The following is a 16196-nucleotide window of genomic DNA, read 5'->3' as shown; positions in this document are numbered from 1 at the left end:
ATGGCTGACAAACTCAATGCCGTCAAAGGCATGAACGACATATTGCCGCCCGAATCGGCACGCTGGGAATGGCTCGAGGCCACCGTGCGAGAACTGATGGCGCGATATGCCTATCGCAACATCCGCACCCCGATCCTCGAGCACACGGCCCTGTTCGTGCGCGGCATCGGCGAGGTGACGGACATCGTCGAAAAAGAGATGTACTCCTTCGAGGACAAGCTCAACGGCGAAGCCCTGACCCTGCGACCCGAGAACACTGCGAGTGTGGTGCGCGCCGTCACCGAGCATTCGCTCCTGTACGACGGCGGCAAGCGGCTCTGGTACATGGGGCCAATGTTCCGCCACGAGCGTCCGCAGCGCGGCCGCTACCGGCAGTTCCACCAGATTGGTGCGGAAGCCCTGGGCTTTGCCGGCCCGGACGTCGATGCCGAACTGATCCTGTTGGCGAATGCCCTCTGGAAGGCACTGGGCCTGACCGACGTGCGCCTCGAACTCAACAGCCTGGGCCAGCCTGCCGAACGGGCCCTGCACCGCGCCCAATTGATCGCCCATTTCGAGAAGCACGCCGATCAGTTGGACGACGATGCCAAGCGTCGCCTGCATAGCAATCCGCTGCGCATCCTGGACACCAAGAATCCGGCGATGAAGGACATCGTCGAATCGGCGCCGAAGCTGATCGACTTTCTCGGTTCCGAGTCGATGGCGCACTTCGACGGCCTGCGCGCGATCCTGGACGCCAACGGCATCGGCTACACCATCAATCCGCGCCTGGTGCGCGGCCTCGACTACTACAACCTCTCGGTCTTCGAGTTCGTGACCGATCGGCTCGGCGCGCAGGGCACGGTGTGCGCCGGCGGCCGCTACGACGACCTGATCGTGCAGATCGGCGGCAAGGCCGCTCCGGCGGTCGGCTGGGCGCTCGGCGTGGAGCGCGTGCTCGAACTCGTGAAAGAACAGGGCACGCAGGTCCCGCTGCCGGTGCCCGACGTCTACGCCGTGGTGCCCGACACCGCCGCGATGCCCGTCGCGCTCCGCACCTTGCAGCAGTTGCGCGATGCCGGCGTGCGGGCGCAGATGCATGCCGCCACCGCCGATGGACTGGGCAGCTTCAAATCGCAGTTCAAGAAGGCCGATGCGAGCGGTGCGGCGTACGCACTGATCTTCGGCGCCGACGAACTCGCGCGCGGCGAGGTCACCGTCAAGTCGCTTCGCGACGGCAGCGGAGCGCAAAGCACCCGAGCGCTCGCCGACGTGCCCACCTGGGCCGCCACCCTACAATCCTCGGCTTCCAACAACTGACAGCGCATGGCCACCCATCTCGACCTCGAAGAACAGGAACAGCTCGACCAGCTCAAGCATTTCTGGAACACCTACGGCACCCTGATCACCTGGGTCGTGCTGCTTGCGGCCGGCGCCTTCGTGGCGTGGAACGGCTGGCAGTATTTCCAGCGCACCAAGGCCGCGCAAGCGTCCGCTCTGTATGACGAGGTCGAACGCAGCGCACAGGCCGGCGACACCGCCCGCATCGAACGCGCGCTTGCGGACATGAAGGACAAGTTCGCCGGCACGGCCTATGCGCAGCAGGCCGGCCTGCTCGCCGCGAAGACCTTGTACGAGAAGGGCAACACGGACGGGTCGCGCGCCGCACTGGCGTGGGTGTCGGACCATGCGGTCGATCCCGGCTACCAGGCGGTCGCCAGGTTGCGCCTTGCGGCAGAACTGCTCGAGGCCAAGTCGTACGACGAGGCGCTCAAGCAGCTTTCGGGCAATGTGCCCAAGGAATTCGAAGCATTGGTTGCGGACCGAAAGGGCGACATCTATCTTGTCCAAGGCAAGCGCGACGAGGCGAAGGCCGAGTACCAGAAGGCCTGGGCCGCCTTCGAGCCGCGTACCGACTATCGTCGTCTCGTCGAGATCAAGCTCAACGCCGTCGGCGTCGACCCAAAGAGCCTGGCGGCTGCCGGCGCTGCTTCCCCAGCCAAGAACAAACCATGAATTTCAAGCGTTACCTGCCTTCTGCGCCCGTCCTGCGCACGGGCGCTGCAGCGGTATTGATTGCCACGTTGGCGGCCTGCTCCGGTACATCGAGGCCCAAGCCCACCGAACTCCCCGCCAATCCGGCGCTGATGGGCGTGCGCCAGGCCTGGAGCGTGCGCATTCCGGCGGTGGAATTCCCCTTGTCGACCAACGTCAGTGGCGACCTCATCGCGGTCGCCGGCAGCGACGGCACGGTGGCCGTGATCGATGCGCGCGCCGGCCAGGAAGTGTGGCGCGCCAAAGTCGGCGAGCCGCTCGCAGCCGGCGTGGGTAGCGACGGATCGATGGTCGCGGTCGTGACGGCCAACAGCGAACTCATCGCCCTGCAAGGCGGCAAGGTGCTCTGGAAGCAGCGCCTGACGGCCCAGGCCTATACGCCGCCGCTGGTGGCTGGCCGCCGCGTCTTCGTGCAGGCCGCCGATCGCACGACCAGTGCCTGGGACGGGCAGAGCGGGCGCCGCCTCTGGGCGCAGCAGCGCCCGGCAGAAAACCTGGTCTTGAAGAAGCCTGGCGTGCTCCTCGCCGTGGGTGACACGCTGGTGACCGGCGTGGGAGGCCGGCTGGTCGGCCTCAACCCTGCCAACGGCACCTCGCGCTGGGAGTCGCCGATTGCCGCTCCACGCGGCACCAACGACGTCGAGCGGCTGGTCGATCTGACAGGCTCCGTGAGCCGCGTGGGCGAGGTCGTCTGCGTTCGCGCCTACTACGCCAATGTGGGCTGCGTCGATGCCTCCCGCGGTGCGCTCCTCTGGACCAAGCCGGCGGTGGGCGCCGATGGCCTGGGTGGCGACGACCGCTACGTGTTCGGTACCGAGGAAAACGGCACGGTCATCGCATGGCGCCGTTCCGACGGTGAGCGCGCCTGGCAGCAAGCCGACCTGCTCAAGTACCGCATGCTGACCGCTCCGCTCGCGGTCGGCCGTTCGTTGATCATCGGCGACAGCACCGGCCTGGTGCACGTGCTTTCTCGCGAGGACGGTTCGCCGCTGAATCGCCTCACCCCCGATGGATCTGCCATCGTCGCAACGCCGGTTCTGGCGGGCAATACGGTCGTGGTCGTCACCCGCAATGGCGGTGTGTTCGGCTATCGGCCTGAGTAGTCACGTGAAAGGACGCCTTCAATGAAGCCGGTCATTGCACTGGTCGGGCGTCCCAACGTCGGCAAGTCGACCCTTTTCAATCGCCTGACACAGACGCGCGACGCCATCGTCGCCGACTTTGCCGGCCTGACACGCGACCGCCACTACGGCAATGGCCGGCAGGGCAAGCGCGAATTCATCGTGATCGACACGGGTGGCTTCGAGCCGGACGCGGGAAGCGGAATCTTCAAGGAGATGGCCAAGCAGACGCGCCAGGCCGTGGCCGAAGCGGACGTGGTCATCTTCGTGGTGGACGCGCGCGAAGGCCTCTCGGCCCAGGATCACGACATCGCGAACGAACTCCGCCGGCTCGGCAAGCCTTGCGTGCTCGTGGCCAACAAGGCCGAGGGCATGCACGACGGCACCAAGCTGGTCGACTTCTACGAACTGGGCTTTGGCGAGGTGCACGGCATTTCCGCGGCGCACGGGCAGGGGATTCGCGGCCTCGTCGAACTGGCGCTCGCGCCGCTCAACCTCCCCGAGGAGGACGAGGACGAGGAGGAAGAGGCCAACAAGGCGATCAAGCTCGCCGTCGCCGGCCGTCCCAACGTCGGCAAGTCGACGCTGATCAACACCTGGCTCGGCGAAGAACGGCTGGTCGCCTTCGACCTGCCGGGCACCACGCGCGACGCCATCATGGTGCCGTTCGAGCGCAACGGCCAGCGCTTCGAGCTGATCGATACGGCCGGGCTGCGGCGCAAGGGCAAGGTGTTCGAGGCGATCGAGAAGTTCTCGGTGGTCAAGACGCTGCAGGCCATCGAATCGGCGAACGTGGTCCTGCTGCTGCTCGACGCGACGCAGGGCGTGACCGACCAGGATGCCCATATTGCCGGCTACATCCTCGAAAGCGGCCGCGCGGTCGTGATCGCCATCAACAAGTGGGACGCGGTGGACAGCTACCAGCGCGAGCAGATCCAGCGCCAGATCGAGACGCGCCTGCCGTTCCTGAAGTTCGCCGCGCTGCACTTCATTTCAGCCGTCAAGCGCCAGGGGCTCGGCCCGGTCTGGCAGGCGATCGTACAGGCCCACAAATCCGCGACGCGCAAGATGTCCACGCCGGTTCTGACGCGCCTGCTGCTGGAAGCCGTGCAGTTCCAGGCTCCCAAGCGCTCGGGAATGTACCGGCCGAAAATGCGCTACGCGCACCAGGGCGGCATGAATCCGCCGGTGATCGTCATACACGGCAACTCGCTGGAACACGTCACCGACGCCTACAAGCGCTTTCTCGAGGGTCGTTTCCGAAAGGAATTCGACCTGGTCGGCACGCCCTTGCGCATCGAACTCAAGACCTCGCACAATCCCTACGCCGACAAGGGCGAGTGAAGGCGGGTCTCGGGGTTTGGTCGCCAATAGCCTCAGATGGGCGGCAGCGGCGGGCGAAGTTCCGGCTTTTAACTGCCGTTTTTTTACAAGGCCATTGGACTTTCTTGCTGCAGCGCGGAATCGCTGTGTTAAGGTGACCAGTCCAACAACTACTCTTGAACACGGAGAATATCGTGAGCAATAAAGGGCAACTTCTACAAGACCCCTTCCTGAACACCTTGCGTCGAGAGCACGTGCCGGTTTCGATCTATCTGGTCAACGGCATCAAGCTGCAAGGTCAGATCGAGTCGTTTGACCAATACGTCGTGTTGCTTCGCAATACGGTGACCCAGATGGTCTACAAGCATGCCATCTCCACCATCGTGCCGGGTCGGGCCGTCAATTTCTCGGCTGCCGAGAACGACGACACTGCCGCCTGAACGGCACGGAGCGCGGCGGTTCTTCCGCCGCGCTTTTTCAATTTTGATTCCGCTTGTCTGAACTGATTCCCCGCAAGGAAGGCGCCGTCGTTCTTGTCGGCGTGGATTTCGGGCTGCCCCATTTCGACGGCGAACTCGAGGAACTCGGACTGCTTGCGCAGACCGCGGGCCTGGAGCCAGTCGCTCGCCTCGTGTGCAAACGCAAGGCGCCGGATGCGGCATTGTTCGTCGGAAGCGGCAAGGCCGACGAAATCCGCGAACTCGCCGAACTTCACCGCGCGAGCGAAGTCGTCTTCGACCAGGCCTTGAGCCCGGCGCAGCAACGCAACCTCGAGCGCCAACTCGGCGTCGCGGTGTATGACCGCACTTTCCTCATCCTCGAAATCTTCGCCCAGCGTGCGCGCTCGCATGAAGGCAAGCTGCAGGTCGAACTGGCCAGGCTGCAATACCTGAGCACGCGCCTCGTGCGCCGTTGGTCCCACCTGGAGCGCCAGCGAGGGGGCATCGGGACGCGTGGCGGCCCCGGCGAAACGCAGATCGAACTCGACCGCCGAATGATCGGCGAAGCCATCAAGCGCACGCGCGAGCGGCTCGCCAAGGTGCAGCGCCAGCGCGGCACCCAGCGACGCCAGCGTGAGCGTCGCGACACCTTCAACATCTCGCTGGTCGGCTATACCAACGCCGGCAAGTCCTCGTTGTTCAATGCACTGGTCAAGGCGCGCGCCTATGCCGCGGATCAGCTTTTCGCGACGCTGGACACCACGACGCGCCACCTGTACCTCGGCGACGCGCGCCGGAAGGTGTCGATCTCCGACACCGTCGGCTTCATCCGCGAGCTGCCGCACGGCTTGATCGACGCCTTCAAGGCCACCCTGCAGGAGGCCGTCGATGCGGACCTGTTGCTGCACGTGGTGGATGCATCCAATCCCCATCATCCCGAACAGATGGCCGAAGTGCAGGCCGTGCTCAAGGACATCGGCGCGGACACGGTGCCGCAACTGCTGGTGTTCAACAAGCTCGACGCACTTGAAAGCACGCAGCACCCCCTGCATCTCCAGGACGAGATCGACGTCGACGGTGTGCAGGTGCCCCGCATCTTCCTGAGCGCCCACACCGGCGAAGGCGTTCCGGCGTTGCGCGCCGAACTTGCGCAACGATCGCGCCTGCTGACTGAGGACATGACCCCAGAAGCCAGCGCCGAATTGCATGATGCCGCCAACTGATTGGGCACAATCCCCGTCACTGACTCAAGAACAGAATCGAATGAATGCAAAGCCAGTGTGGAGACGGTTTTCCGGCATGTTCAACCTGAACGATGGCCGGTGGGGCCGGGGTGACGACTCTTCATCGAACGGCGATCGTCCCGCCGCCAACCGTCCCGACGGCGAGCCTCCCGCTCCGCCTCCATCGGGCAACAACAATCGTCCGCGGGGCCAGGGCCCGAATCAGGGACCGCCCGACCTCGACGAACTCTGGCGAGACTTCAATCGCAAGCTCGGCGGCCTTTTCGGCGGCGGGCGCGGCGGCGACAACAACCGCCCGAACGGCGGCAATGGCGGCGGTCTGAAGCCCGACATGAAGAATGCTGGCTTCGGCCTGGGCCTGGTCGCCGCGGTCGCGGTCCTGATCTGGCTGGGCACCGGCTTCTTCATCGTGAACGAAGGCCAGCAGGCCGTGATCACGCAGTTCGGCCGCTACAAGGCAACCGTGGGCGCCGGCTTCAACTGGCGTCTGCCGTACCCGATCCAGCGCCATGAGATCGTCGTCACCACGCAGATCCGTTCGGTCGACGTCGGGCGCGACACCATCGTGCGCTCCACCGGCCTGCGCGAGTCCGCCATGCTGACCGAGGACGAGAACATCGTCGAGATCAAGTTCGCCGTGCAGTACCGCTTGAGCGACGCGCGTGCCTTCCTCTACGAGAGCAAGTCGCCAGCCGATACCGTGGTGCAGGTCGCCGAGACCGCCGTCCGCGAGGTTGTCGGCAAGATGCGCATGGACGCCGCGCTCGCCGACGAGCGCGACCAGATTGCGCCGCGCGTGCGCGCGCTGATGCAGACCATCCTCGACCGCTACAAGGTCGGCGTTGAAGTCGTCGGCATCAACCTGCAGCAGGGCGGGGTGCGTCCGCCGGAGCAGGTGCAGGCGGCATTCGACGACGTGCTCAAGGCCGGCCAGGAGCGCGAGCGCACCAAGAACGAAGCGCAGGCCTACGCCAATGACGTGGTTCCGCGCGCCACCGGTACCGGCTCGCGCCTCAAGGAAGAGTCCGAGGCCTACAAGGCGCGGATCGTTGCGCAGGCGCAGGGTGATGCGCAGCGCTTCAGTTCGGTGCTCTCCGAATACCAGAAGGCGCCGCAGGTGACGCGCGACCGCATGTACACCGATGCGATGCAGCAGATCTACAGCAGCACGACCAAGGTGCTCATCGACTCCAAGCAGAACTCGAACCTGCTCTATTTGCCGCTCGACAAGCTGATGCAGTTGTCAGGCCAGAACGCAGCCGGCACGCCGGTGGACGCCGCCAATCCCAATGTCGCCGGCACGGCCGCACCACAGTCGTCGGTGATTCCGGTCGCTCCATCCGCAGGCGACGCCCGTGCCCGCGATGGCCGCTCGCGCGACCGCGACGTGCGCTGAGGACACAAGAATATGAACAGAATCGGATTCATCGTCTCGTCGATCCTGGTGGCGCTCGCGCTCCTGAGCTCGACCCTTTTCGTGGTCGACCAGCGCCAGTTCGGCGTGGTGTACGCGCTCGGGCAAATCAAGGAAGTGATCACCGAGCCGGGCCTCAACTTCAAGCTCCCGCCGCCGTTCCAGAACGTGTCGTATATCGACAAGCGCTTGCTGACACTGTCGAGCCTCGACCCCGAGCCCATGCTGACTGCGGAAAAGCAGCGCGTGGTGATCGACTGGTACGTGCGCTGGCGCATCACCAACCCGTCGGAATACATCCGCAATGTCGGCCTCGACGAAAACGCCGGTGCCGTGCAGCTCAACCGCGTGGTTCGCAATGCGTTCCAGGAAAACATCAACAAGCGCACCGTGCGCGACCTGATCTCCGTGCGCCGCGAGGCCGTCATGTCCGACGTGCAGCGCGAGGTGCTGGCGGTGGTCAAGGGTGCCAAGCCGTGGGGCGTCGACGTTGTCGATGTGCGCATCACGCGCGTCGACTATGTCGAGGCCATCACCGAGTCGGTCTACCGCCGCATGGAGGCCGAGCGCAAGCGCGTCGCCAACGAACTGCGTTCGACCGGTTTCGCCGAGGGCGAGAAGATCCGCGCGGACGCCGATCGCCAGCGCGAGGTGATCGTGGCCAATGCCTATCGCGATGCCCAGAAGATCAAGGGCGAGGGCGATGGCCGTGCCGCCAGCATCTACGCCGATTCCTTTGGCCGCGACCCGCAGTTCGCGCTGTTCTATCGTAGCCTCGACGCCTACAAGCAAAGCTTCAACAAGAAGAGCGACGTGATGGTCCTGGATCCATCGTCGGATTTCTTCAAGTCGATGCAAAGCTCCGGTTCGACGAGCAACGCGCCCCGTCGCTGAGGATGACAGCGCGCTGTCCTGTCGCCTGCTGAGGATCGGATCGTCGTGGATGCCGATACCTTCTGGAGCGCGCTGGCGCTTGTCCTGGTGATCGAGGGGGTGCTGCCTTTCCTCTCTCCCGGCGGTTGGCGGCGCGGCTTCGGCCAGCTCATGCAGTTGCGCGACGGGCAACTGCGCTTCTTCGGTCTTTGCAGCATTCTTCTGGGCTTGGCGCTCCTCTGGGTATTGGGGTGACGCGGTCCCGGTAGAATCCCGGTTTAACCACGCCCCCGATCCCCATGTCCGCCTGGGTCCTTCCGGATCACATTGCCGATGTGCTGCCTTCCGAGGCGCGCCACATCGAAGAACTTCGACGCGAACTGCTCGATACCGCCCGTGGCTATGGCTACGAGCTGGTCATGCCGCCGCTGCTCGAGCACCTGGAATCCCTGCTCTCCGGCACGGGCGAGGCGCTCGGCCTGCAAACCTTCAAGCTGGTCGACCAGTTGTCTGGGCGCAGCATGGGCTTGCGCGCCGACACCACGCCGCAGGTCGCGCGCATCGATGCCCATCTTCTCAATCGCGAGGGTGTGACCCGTCTCTGCTATTGCGGCCCCGTCTTGCACACCCGCCCGGATCGCCCCCATGCGACGCGTGAGCCGCTCCAGTTCGGCGCCGAGATCTACGGGCACGCTGGGCTCGAAGCCGATACCGAAGTCCTGCGCCTGGCACTCGATTGCCTGCGCGCTGCCGGCGTCACCGGACCTGCGCAGAGCCCGGTTATCGTCGACCTGGCCGACGCGCGCATCGTGAGCTCACTGTTTGCCGGCGTGCCGGTCGATGCCGCCGCCATTGCACGTGTCCATGCAGCCCTGGCGGCCAAGGACGCCAGCGCGCTGCGCGAGCTGACGGCCCACTTTCCTGCGCCGTCGCGTCAAGGACTCCTGGCGCTCGTGCAGTTGTACGGCGACGTGTCGGTGCTCGACGAAGCGGTCAAGGCCCTGCCGGATCTGGCCGGCGTGCGCGCCGCGCTGTCCGACCTGAAGCAACTGGCCGCCCAGCTCGAAGGCGCCAGCGTCAGTTTCGATCTGGCCGACTTGCGTGGCTATGCGTACTACAGCGGCATGCGTTTCGGCATCTACACCGAGGGCGCCAGCGACGCCCTGGTGCGTGGCGGCCGCTACGACGAGGTGGGGGCCGTGTTCGGCCGCAACCGTCCGGCGGTGGGCTTCAGCCTCGACGTCCGAGAACTGGTCGGCGTCCTGCCCGCAAGGCCGCTGCGTGCCGCGATCCGCGCGCCGTGGAGCGACGCGGCGGCCCTCAACAAGACCATCGCCGCCCTGCGTGGCGAAGGCGAAACCGTCGTGTGCGTCCTGCCGGGCCACGACAGCGAAATCGACGAATTCCATTGCGACCGCGAGCTCGTCGAGCGCGACGGCCAATGGCGCGTGCAAGCCATCTGAATCCTGAAAAGCGAAAAATCATGAGCGTAACCACCGGAAGAAACGTGGTCGTCGTCGGAACCCAGTGGGGCGACGAAGGCAAGGGCAAGTTGGTCGACTGGCTGACGGAAAGCGCGCAGGGCGTCGTGCGCTTCCAGGGCGGCCACAACGCCGGCCACACTCTGGTCATCAACGGCGTCAAGACGGCGCTGCACCTGATCCCGAGCGGCATCATGCGGCCCGGCGTCAAGTGCTACATCGGCAACGGCGTGGTGCTGTCGGCTGGCAAGCTGTTCGAGGAAATCGAAGGGCTGGAGAAGGCCGGCGTCGAGGTCCGCTCGCGGCTGCGCATCAGCGAGGCCTGCCCGTTGATCCTGCCGTTCCATGCGGCACTCGACATTGCGCGCGAGGCCTACCGCGAAAAGGGCGGCATCGAGAAGATCGGCACGACCGGCCGCGGCATCGGCCCGGCCTACGAGGACAAGATCGCCCGCCGGGCGCTCCGCGTGCAGGACTTGAAGCACCCCGAGCGCTTCGCGACCAAGCTGCGCGTGTTGCTCGACCTGCACAACCACGTGCTGACGCAGGTGCTGAGCGCGCCGGCCATCGACTTCGACACCGTCTACGACGAGGCGATGCGCCACGCCGAACTGCTCAAGCCCATGATGGCCGACGTCTCGCGCGAGCTGAATGACGCGAACCGTGCCGGCGCAAACCTGCTGTTCGAAGGCGCGCAGGGCACCTTGCTCGATGTGGACCACGGCACCTATCCCTACGTGACGTCCAGCAACTGCGTGGCCGGCAATGCGGCAGCGGGGTCGGGTGTCGGGCCGGGCATGCTGCACTACGTCCTCGGCATCACCAAGGCCTACTGCACGCGCGTCGGCGGCGGTCCGTTCCCGACCGAGCTCGACTGGGAAAAGCCGGGTAGCGTGGGCTACCACCTGAGCACCGTCGGTGCGGAGAAGGGCGTGACCACGGGTCGCAGCCGTCGCTGCGGATGGTTCGACGCAGCGCTGCTGAAGCGCTCGGCCCAGGTCAATGGCCTGAGCGGCTTGTGCATCACGAAGCTCGACGTGCTCGACGGCCTCGAGGAACTGCAGCTTTGCACCGGCTATCAGCTCGACGGCGAATACACCGACATCCTGCCCATGGGCGCCGACGAGATCGAGCGCTGCACGCCTGTCTACGAGAAGCTCGAAGGCTGGACCGAGAGCACGGTGGGCGTCACGCAATACGACAAGCTGCCCATCAATGCGCGCCTCTATCTACAGCGCATCGAGCAGGTCACGGGCGTGCCGATCCATATGGTCTCGACCAGTCCCGATCGTGATCACACGATCATGATGCGCCACCCCTATCTCGCAGACTGAACCCATCCGCAGGAGACGATTTCTCATGTTGACCGAAGACGGCAAGCACCTTTACGTCAGCTACGACGAGTACCACAACCTGATCGAGAAGCTCGCGATCAAGGTGTACCAGTCAGGCTGGCAGTTCGACACCATCCTGTGCCTGGCGCGCGGCGGCATGCGCCCTGGCGACGTGCTCTCGCGCATCTTCGACAAGCCCCTGGCGATCATGTCGACCAGTTCGTACCGCGCCGACGCGGGGACGATCCAGGGCCATCTCGATATCGCGCGCTACATCACCACGCCCAAGGGCGAGATCGCAGGCAAGGTCCTGCTGGTGGACGATCTCGCAGATTCCGGCCATACGCTCCATGCCGTGGTCGAGAACCTCAAGAGCAGCTACAAGCCCATCACCGAGCTGCGAAGCGCAGTGATCTGGACCAAGGCGCTGTCGACCTTCACGCCCGACTATTCGGTCGAGTTCCTGCAGACCAATCCGTGGATCCACCAGCCCTTCGAGGGCTACGACTCGCTCGGCGCCGAGAAGCTGATGGAGAAGTGGTCGGTCTGAAGGGCGCGCCCTTCGCGCTCACTTGAGCATTTCGGTGTAGCGCCGCTGCATTTCGTCGGTCGCCACGTCCTCGATGCTGTGGCCGACGTTCCAGCGGTGACCGAAGGGGTCGAAGAACGACCCCGAGCGCTCGCCGTAGAACTGGTCCTGAGGTGCCATGTGCAGCGTGGCACCGGCTTTCAGCGCACGTTCGACCACCGCGTCCGCATCGTCGACGTGCAGATGCAGGGTGACAGGCGTGGCGCCGATCGTCCTGGCGCCGCGGATGCCGTATTCCGGAAACTCATCGCACAGCATCAGCGTCGTGCTGCCGAACTCCAGTTCCGCATGCCCGATGCGGCCGCTGGGCTCGGTGAGCCGGAATTTCTCCTTCGCGCCGAATACCTCGCCATAGAACGCGATGGCCGCAGCCGTGTCGTGTACGCAGAGGTAGGGGAAGAGCTCATGGATGGTCATCGAAGCGTCCTCATCAAAGGTCTGCAGGCGATTCTGGCCTCCCCGGGACCGGGCGTCTTGAACGAATTTGACCTCAGACGCGCACGTGGTTCGGCGCAAGGGGCGAAGCCCGGCGATAGGCCTGCGGCGTCATTCCGGTGATCTCCAGAAAGTCGCGATTGAAATGTGGCTGGTCGCTGTAGCCCGACTGGAGGGCGAGATCGACCCAGGGCAGGGCACCCGAGCCGGGTGCCGCCGCCATGACGCGTTGGAAGCGCAGGACGCGTTCGAGCCGCTTGGGCGGCAGCCCGGCGGCGTCCTTGAACAAGGCGATGAAGCGACGGTGGCTGTAGCCGCTGGCATTCACCAGGTCGCTCACAGTGGCGCCGCTTCCAAGCCGGAGCAGAGCCTGCGCGACCGCAGGGTGCATCGCGCGCGGCTGCCGCTTCAGTCGCTCGTTCAGCAAGTCTTCGAGTAGGGCGAGCTGGGCTCGAGGCGAAACCGCCGAGTACAGCCGCTCGAGTGCCTCGGACGCCTGGATGCCCCAGAGCGCGTCCAGCGGCGTGTGGCGCTCGGCCAGTTCATCTGCGGGCACGCCGAACAATGCGCGTGCGGCGCCAGGCCGAAGTTGCACGCCGACCGATCGGGTTGCAACAGAAACATCGCGCGCATAGTAGGCGGACCGGGCACCGCCCACGATCGCATGGCCCACCGTGTGTCCGAGCGAATCCGCTCCATCGGCGAAGAGCCGCAACGGCGGGCCCGAAAGCCGGAATACCAGGTGCATGTCACCCGTCGGCAACACGTGTTCCCGCACGAACGCCCCGCATGCGGGCAGGCCGACCGTGGGATCGGCCGCCCACATCGACCGGACGAACGGTCGCAGCGAAGGGCTGGGTGCGCGCGTCAACAGCATCCGCGCATTGTCTGCCGACCGGCCGATCCGGTCGACTAGCATGGAGGCATGCGAAAGCCCATCACCGACCTGATCCACCATCCGTACACCCCCCCTGCGAACTTCGCGGCGCCCCAGCGCGGCGTGTACAAGGCCTCCACCGTGTTCTTCGCCGACGTCGCAGCGATGCGCGCGAGAGACTGGAAGACCAAGGCCGGCTACACCTACGGCCTGCATGGCACACCGACCACCTTCACACTCGAGGAGCGCCTCGCCACGCTGGAGGGTGGCACGGAGTGCCTGTTGGTGCCCAGCGGGCTGGCGGCCATCGCGTTGGTGTCCTTTGCACTGCTCAAGGCCGGCGACGAGGTGCTGATCCCCGACAACGCCTACGGCCCCAACAAGGCACTGGCGAACGGCGAGCTGGCGAACTTCGGCATCACCCACCAGCTTTACGACGCGATGAATCCGGCGGACCTCGCCGCCAAGCTGTCGAGTCGCACCAAGCTGGTCTGGGTGGAAGCTGCCGGCTCCGTCACGATGGAATTCCCGGACCTGCCCGCGCTCGTCGGCGTGTGCCGCGCGCGCGGCGTCATCACCGCGCTCGACAACACCTGGGGGGCAGGGCTGGCGTTCGCGCCCTTCGACTTCAACGGCGGCGGACAGGGCGTCGATATCTCCGTCCAGGCGCTCACCAAGTACCCGAGCGGCGGCGGCGACGTACTGATGGGCAGCGTCGTCACACGCGACGAGCGCCTGCATCGCGCGATCAAGCTCACGCACATGCGCATGGGGTTCGGCATCGGCGTCGGCGATGTGGAGACGCTCTTGCGTTCGCTGCCCAGCATTGCGCTGCGCTACCAGGCGCACGACCGGAGCGCACGCGAGCTTGCCCGCTGGCTTGAGGATCGCGCGGAAATCGCGCAGGTGCTGCACCCCGCGCTCGAAAGCTCACCGGGCCACGCGCACTGGCTTCGGCTCTGCGGCGCCACCGACCTGGCTGCCGGCCTGTTCTCGGTGGTGTTCGACGAGCAATACGGCACCGAGCAAGTCGACCGCTTTTGCGACAGCCTGGAACTTTTCCGGCTCGGCTACTCGTGGGGCGGGCCGATCAGCCTGGTCGTGCCGTACGACATCGGCCTCATGCGCGACGCGAGCGTTGCCAAGTGGCCGCACAAGGGGACGCTGGTGCGGTTTTCGATCGGCCTGGAGGACGTCGAAGACCTGCGCGTCGACCTCGAACAGGCCCTCGCGGCACTCTGAGAGCCGGCGGATATCGCGTACAGTCTGACCACGCGCAGTCACCCTGACTGCCTCGCCCGAAGGAGAAGCAGTGGCAACACCAAATTACGGCTATGAAAAGCGCCAGAAGGAACTGGCAAAGAAGAAGAAGAAGGAAGACAAGCTGAGGGAAAAAGCCAACCGCAAGCTCATGCCCAGCAGCGATGGGCTCGCCCCGGGCGATCCGGAAACCGATGTGGCCTCGCTGGAACGCGATCCGCCAACCGTTCCGGAACTTCCCACGAAGAACGGCTGAGCAGGCCGTCTCCAGCAACGATCAGAAAGAAGCCGCCGCGGCCCGGGCCTGCGGCGGCTTTTTGTTTGGCCCCGTGGGCCTTCACTTGGGCAGCAGCTTGCGCAGCGTCGGCCACACGTTGTCGAGCATGCGAGGTTGCGCGGCCGCCGTCGGATGGATCCGGTCAGCTTGGAAGAGCATCGCCGCATCCGGGCTGTCCGCCACTCCCTTGAGCAGGAAGGGCACGAGCGGTGCCTTGGTCGCGCCCGCCACCTTGGCGAAGATCGCCTCGAAGCGCCGTGTGTAGTCGCTGCCGTAGTTGGGTGGCACCTGGATGCCCACGATCAGCACCTGCGCGCCCGCGGCCTGCGCAGCCTTGGTCATCTGCAGCAGGTTGTCCTCGGTGCTCGCCAGCGGCAGGCCGCGCAGCGCGTCGTTGGCGCCCAGTTCGAGCACCACGTGCGTCGGCTGGTGCTGTGCGAGCAGGTTGGGCAGCCGTGCCCGACCGCCGGACGTGGTGTCGCCGCTGATGCTGGCGTTGATCACCGTCGACGGGACCTTTTGGTCAGTCAGGCGCTTTTCCAGCAGCGGCACCCAGCCGTCCCCGCGCTTGAGGCCGTATTCGGCCGAAAGCGAATCCCCGAGGATCAGAATCACCGGCCTTTTGGCGGTCGCGGCCTGGGCCCGAGCGGCGATCCATGACCCCCCGCTGCCGGCGAGTGCGCCGCTCAAGATAAAGTGACGTCGATTCACCACGACAAACCTTTCAATGTCCTCAATCCAAACCGATGGCCGCTCCGAACCCATTGTTGCCGTCGAGCATGTCTTCAAGTCCGTCACCGACTCCACCGGAACGCTGGACATTCTGCAGGACATCGATTTCACGCTGGGCGCGAAGGAAACCGCCGCCATCGTCGGCGCTTCGGGTTCGGGCAAGAGCACTCTGCTGTCGATCGTCGCCGGCCTGGACACACCCACGCGCGGCACGGTGAAGCTCGCTGGAGAGGACCTGTTCGCCATCGACGAAGACGAGCGCGCGGCCCTGCGCGCGCAGAAGGTCGGCTTCGTGTTCCAGAGTTTCCAGCTGCTCGGCAACCTGAGCGCGCTCGAGAACGTGATGCTGCCACTCGAACTGGCCGACCGCAAGGACGCCCGCAAGGCCGCGACCGAGATGCTCGGCCGGGTCGGCCTGGGCCAGCGGCTTGGACACTACCCCAAGGTACTCTCGGGCGGCGAGCAACAGCGGGTGGCGCTGGCGCGAGCCTTTGTCGTACAGCCCGCTTTGCTGCTGGCTGACGAGCCGACAGGCAGTCTCGACTTTGCAACCGGCGAGCAGGTGATGAAACTGATGTTCGATCTGAACCGCGAACTGGGCACGACGCTCGTCCTTGTCACGCACGACCGGGGCATTGCCGAGCGGTGCGAGCGGCGGATCACGATCGAGGCCGGCCGCGTGGCGCTCGACGGTCACGGCGCCTGAGCGCTTTTGAACGGCGGGCCGCACGGGTGGCCTCCACGCATCGCAAGGGATATTGC

Annotated in this window: 18 protein-coding genes; 15 read left to right on the top strand and 3 right to left on the bottom strand. The window is 65.5% G+C overall.

Translation table 11 applies throughout. The features are described 5' to 3' along the window. From hisS to QTH97_RS11965, 12 genes are all read left to right on the top strand, one after another. Positions 1 to 1299 (top strand): histidine--tRNA ligase, encoded by a 1299-nt coding sequence (gene hisS / locus QTH97_RS12020; protein WP_286568378.1) that lies wholly within the window; start codon positions 1 to 3, stop codon positions 1297 to 1299. Positions 1300 to 1305: 6 nt separating this feature from the next. Then, positions 1306 to 1995, top strand: coding sequence for a YfgM family protein (locus QTH97_RS12015; protein WP_286568377.1), 690 nt, complete (start codon positions 1306 to 1308; stop codon positions 1993 to 1995). Further along, positions 1992 to 3137, top strand: a complete 1146-nt coding sequence (bamB, locus tag QTH97_RS12010) for an outer membrane protein assembly factor BamB (protein ID WP_286568376.1) — start codon at positions 1992 to 1994, stop codon at positions 3135 to 3137. The genes QTH97_RS12015 and bamB overlap by 4 nt, the downstream gene beginning before the upstream one ends. Before the next feature lie 21 nt (positions 3138 to 3158). Next, positions 3159 to 4499: a ribosome biogenesis GTPase Der gene (gene der / locus QTH97_RS12005; RefSeq protein WP_286568375.1), complete on the top strand. Its 1341-nt coding sequence runs from the start codon at positions 3159 to 3161 to the stop codon at positions 4497 to 4499. A 173-nt stretch (positions 4500 to 4672) separates the two neighbouring features. Beyond that, complete coding sequence (hfq, locus tag QTH97_RS12000) at positions 4673 to 4918, top strand: RNA chaperone Hfq (protein ID WP_093123058.1); 246 nt, start codon at positions 4673 to 4675, stop codon at positions 4916 to 4918. Positions 4919 to 4971: 53 nt separating this feature from the next. Continuing rightward, entirely contained in the window at positions 4972 to 6141 is a 1170-nt protein-coding gene (gene hflX, locus QTH97_RS11995) for a GTPase HflX (protein WP_286568374.1), read from the top strand. A 76-nt stretch (positions 6142 to 6217) separates the two neighbouring features. After that, positions 6218 to 7558, top strand: a complete 1341-nt coding sequence (gene hflK, locus QTH97_RS11990) for an FtsH protease activity modulator HflK (RefSeq protein ID WP_286568373.1) — start codon at positions 6218 to 6220, stop codon at positions 7556 to 7558. A 12-nt stretch (positions 7559 to 7570) separates the two neighbouring features. Beyond that, positions 7571 to 8470 (top strand): protease modulator HflC, encoded by a 900-nt coding sequence (gene hflC / locus QTH97_RS11985; RefSeq protein ID WP_286568372.1) that lies wholly within the window; start codon positions 7571 to 7573, stop codon positions 8468 to 8470. Positions 8471 to 8515: 45 nt separating this feature from the next. Further along, the gene (locus QTH97_RS11980; RefSeq protein ID WP_286568371.1) at positions 8516 to 8704 is read left to right on the top strand and encodes a DUF2065 domain-containing protein; all 189 of its coding nucleotides are present in this window, start codon (positions 8516 to 8518) and stop codon (positions 8702 to 8704) included. A 44-nt stretch (positions 8705 to 8748) separates the two neighbouring features. Then, the gene (locus QTH97_RS11975) at positions 8749 to 9912 is read left to right on the top strand and encodes an ATP phosphoribosyltransferase regulatory subunit (RefSeq protein ID WP_286568370.1); all 1164 of its coding nucleotides are present in this window, start codon (positions 8749 to 8751) and stop codon (positions 9910 to 9912) included. A gap of 20 nt (positions 9913 to 9932) precedes the next feature. Further along, on the top strand, positions 9933 to 11264 hold the full coding sequence (locus QTH97_RS11970; protein WP_286568369.1) for an adenylosuccinate synthase: 1332 nt from the start codon (positions 9933 to 9935) through the stop codon (positions 11262 to 11264). Between the two features lie 25 nt (positions 11265 to 11289). Beyond that, positions 11290 to 11814, top strand: coding sequence for a phosphoribosyltransferase (locus tag QTH97_RS11965; protein WP_286568368.1), 525 nt, complete (start codon positions 11290 to 11292; stop codon positions 11812 to 11814). An 18-nt stretch (positions 11815 to 11832) separates the two neighbouring features. Here the strand turns inward: QTH97_RS11965 and QTH97_RS11960 are convergent, their stop codons facing one another. Together QTH97_RS11960 and QTH97_RS11955 are read right to left on the bottom strand one after the other, a co-directional pair. Continuing rightward, entirely contained in the window at positions 11833 to 12270 is a 438-nt protein-coding gene (locus QTH97_RS11960; RefSeq protein WP_286568367.1) for a VOC family protein, read from the bottom strand. Between the two features lie 73 nt (positions 12271 to 12343). Continuing rightward, positions 12344 to 13165 carry a helix-turn-helix domain-containing protein gene (locus QTH97_RS11955; RefSeq protein ID WP_286568366.1) on the bottom strand — a complete coding sequence of 274 codons (822 nt, stop codon included), beginning with the start codon at positions 13163 to 13165 and terminating at the stop codon, positions 12344 to 12346. A 48-nt stretch (positions 13166 to 13213) separates the two neighbouring features. Here QTH97_RS11955 and QTH97_RS11950 point away from each other — a divergent pair, with 48 nt between their 5' ends. Further along, positions 13214 to 14407 (top strand): cystathionine beta-lyase, encoded by a 1194-nt coding sequence (locus QTH97_RS11950; protein WP_286568365.1) that lies wholly within the window; start codon positions 13214 to 13216, stop codon positions 14405 to 14407. A 70-nt stretch (positions 14408 to 14477) separates the two neighbouring features. Then, a complete protein-coding gene (locus QTH97_RS11945; protein WP_286507677.1) occupies positions 14478 to 14681 on the top strand; it encodes a hypothetical protein in 204 nt (67 codons plus the stop codon). Between the two features lie 81 nt (positions 14682 to 14762). Here QTH97_RS11945 and QTH97_RS11940 read toward each other — a convergent pair whose 3' ends face one another. Further along, positions 14763 to 15317 carry an arylesterase gene (locus QTH97_RS11940; RefSeq protein ID WP_286568364.1) on the bottom strand — a complete coding sequence of 185 codons (555 nt, stop codon included), beginning with the start codon at positions 15315 to 15317 and terminating at the stop codon, positions 14763 to 14765. A 112-nt stretch (positions 15318 to 15429) separates the two neighbouring features. Between QTH97_RS11940 and QTH97_RS11935 the strand changes: the two genes are divergently transcribed. Continuing rightward, positions 15430 to 16140 carry an ABC transporter ATP-binding protein gene (locus QTH97_RS11935; RefSeq protein WP_286568363.1) on the top strand — a complete coding sequence of 237 codons (711 nt, stop codon included), beginning with the start codon at positions 15430 to 15432 and terminating at the stop codon, positions 16138 to 16140. Positions 16141 to 16196: the final 56 nt, after the last annotated feature.

Source organism: Variovorax gracilis, assembly GCF_030317115.1.
Lineage (GTDB): Bacteria > Pseudomonadota > Gammaproteobacteria > Burkholderiales > Burkholderiaceae_C > Variovorax > Variovorax gracilis.
Note: the sequence above shows the minus strand (reverse complement) of the source record. Positions and strands in the feature narration are given on the sequence as shown.